General features: G+C 72.2%; 3 protein-coding genes. 1 reads left to right on the top strand and 2 read right to left on the bottom strand.

The features are described 5' to 3' along the window. Both FV228_RS26865 and cobO read right to left on the bottom strand, forming a co-directional pair. Positions 1–734 (bottom strand): cobyric acid synthase (locus FV228_RS26865; protein WP_147857311.1); only part of this gene is annotated, 734 nt, incomplete at its 3' end. Positions 735–757: 23 nt separating this feature from the next. Further along, on the bottom strand, positions 758–1,366 hold the full coding sequence (gene cobO / locus FV228_RS26860) for a cob(I)yrinic acid a,c-diamide adenosyltransferase (protein ID WP_147857310.1): 609 nt from the start codon (positions 1,364–1,366) through the stop codon (positions 758–760). A 197-nt stretch (positions 1,367–1,563) separates the two neighbouring features. On the opposite strand from cobO, the gene FV228_RS26855 reads away from it, so the two are divergent. Beyond that, entirely contained in the window at positions 1,564–2,223 is a 660-nt protein-coding gene (locus tag FV228_RS26855) for an HdeD family acid-resistance protein (protein WP_147857309.1), read from the top strand. Positions 2,224–2,434 lie beyond the last annotated feature (211 nt).

Raw genomic sequence — 2,434 nt, 5'->3', positions numbered from 1 at the left:
CCGGCCGGACGCGGCCCGGAGCCCGCCAGCCCGAGCACGTCCTCGGCCGGCAGGCGCACGGCCTCGGGGAAATGCGGCACCAGGCCCAGCGGCGCCCAGCCGGTCCGCTCGGCGATCAGCCGCATGCCGTCGGCGAACAGGCTCGGATCGCCCCGGAAGCGGTTGACGATGAAGCCGGCGATCATCGCGGCGTCGGCGGGGTCGATCACGGCCTTGGTGCCGACGAGGCTCGCGATCACCCCGCCCCGGTCGATGTCGCCGACCAGCACGACCGGCGTATCGGTGGCCCGGGCAAAGCCCATATTGGCGATGTCGCCGGCCCGGAGGTTCACCTCGGAGGCCGAGCCCGCGCCCTCGACAAGCACCAGGTCGGCCTCCGCGGCCAGTCGCGAAAAACTCTCCAGGACGGCGGGCATCAGCCGGGGCTTCCAGGCCTGGTAGTCGCGCGCCTTCACGGTGGCGACCATCCGGCCCTGCACCACCACCTGGGAGCCGACCTCGCTCTGGGGCTTGAGCAGCACCGGGTTCATGTGCACGGACGGCGCCACCCGGGCGGCCCGGGCCTGGAGCGCCTGGGCCCGGCCGATCTCGCCGCCATCCTGCGTGACGGCGGCGTTGTTCGACATGTTCTGCGGCTTGAACGGCCGCACCGCCAAGCCCCGGTCGGCGAAGGCGCGCGCCAACCCCGCCACGAGCAGCGACTTGCCGACATCGGAGCCGGTGCCCTGGATCATCAGGGCCTTCTTGCGCGCGGGCTTCAGAACTCGATCCCCTCCTGAGCCTTCACGCCGGCCGAGAAGTGGTGCTTCACGCTGCCCATCTCGGTGACGAGGTCGGCGGCCTCGATCAGGGCCGGCTTGGCGTTGCGGCCGGTGACGACCACGTGCAGGTCCGGCCGGCGGCGCGTGAGCGCGGCGACCACGGCGTCGAGGTCGAGATAGTCGTAGCGCAGCGCGATGTTGAGTTCGTCGAGGACGAGCAGGCGAATCGTCGGATCGGCCATCAGGCCCTCGGCCACGGCCCAGGCGTGGCGGCAGGCGGCGATGTCCCGGGCCTTGTCCTGGGTCTCCCAGGTGAACCCCTCCCCCAGCGTGTGCCAGGCGACACGGTCGCCGAAGGCCGCGACCGCGTGACGCTCGCCGGTATCCCAGCCGCCCTTGATGAACTGCACCATGCCGACCCGCCAGCCGCGGCCGAGCGCCCGCAGCATCAGCCCGAGCGCCGCCGTGCTCTTGCCCTTGCCGGGGCCGGTATGGACTAGGAGCAGGCCCTTCTCGACGGTCTTGGCCGCCACCTCGGCGTCCTGCACGGCCTTGCGCTTCTCCATCTTCTCGCGGTGGCGGGCCTGCCGCTGATCGTCAAACATGGCGTCTCATCACCACCGGATGGGCCGGCCACCCTGCGGCGGCCGGGCTCTGTTCGTGCCCGCCTCGGTCAGCAAAAGCCGGCGGCCGCGCCAAGGTTCCGGCCCGTCGGCGGCCGCGTTCAGGAACGCTTGTCGCAGTGCAGCGTTCTGCGGGCGGGTCGGCCGGGCATGCGCCCGACGCGCTTCGGAGTTCCGCCATGACCAGCACCCCGTCCCCGAGACCGCCCGGATCCGGCATCGGTTCGAGCGCGACGTCGCCCTCGGGCATCCCGCTGACCGGCACCGCCCGCCTGGACGCCATGAGCACGGTGCTCGCCCGGAACTGGTGGCTCATCGCCCTGCGCGGCGTCGTCGCGATCCTGTTCGGCATCGTCGCCTTCGCGGCTCCGCAGGCCTTCGTGCTGTCGCTGGTGTTCCTGTTTGCCGCCTACATGCTGGTCGACGGGATCTTCGCCATCGTCGGCGCGGTGCGGGCGGCCCAGCGGCACGAGCGCTGGGGCTTCCTGCTGCTCGAAGGCATCGTCGACGTCGTCGTGGGCGTGGCCGCCGTGCTGGTGCCGGCCGCCGCGGTCTGGGCCTTCGTGCTGCTCCTCGCCGCCTGGGCGCTCGTCACCGGCGGGCTGATGATCGCGGCGGCGTTCCGGCTGCACCTGCATTACGGGCGCTGGTGGCTGGGGCTCGGCGGCCTCGTCTCGATCCTGTTCGGCATCGCGCTGATCCTGGAGCCGGGCATGTCCGCCCTGGTCCTGACCTGGTGGATCGGCGCCTACACGTTCGCGTTCGGCGTGCTCCTGCTGATCCTCGCGGTGAAGCTGCGCAGCCGCCACGGAATGGCCGGACCGGTCGCCGGGCGGTAGCGGTTCGCGTTGCGCGGGGCACACGGTCGCGGCGCCTCGGACGCCGCGACCGGGCATCGTCCGTTTGTCGATGGGACTCGCACCCGAATGCAGCTTAGAACGCTGCCTCGACCGGACGGTCCGGTCCCGGAACACGCATCGCGATGACGCCAGACGCGCCGGAGCGCGCCCCGACCGATCCGGGCCCCGCACGGGATCCCGGGGCCGACAC

This window comes from Methylobacterium sp. WL18, from assembly GCF_008040015.1.
GTDB lineage: Bacteria > Pseudomonadota > Alphaproteobacteria > Rhizobiales > Beijerinckiaceae > Methylobacterium > Methylobacterium mesophilicum.
This window is presented reverse-complemented; position numbering and strand designations above follow the sequence as displayed.

What these genes read in the sequence shown, in the direction of transcription:
- cobO (WP_147857310.1), bottom strand. Translation starts at nt 1,366, where the DNA reads ATGTTTGACGATCAGCGGCAGGCCCGCCACCGCGAGAAGATGGAGAAG.
- FV228_RS26855 (WP_147857309.1), top strand. Translation starts at nt 1,564, where the DNA reads ATGACCAGCACCCCGTCCCCGAGACCGCCCGGATCCGGCATCGGTTCG.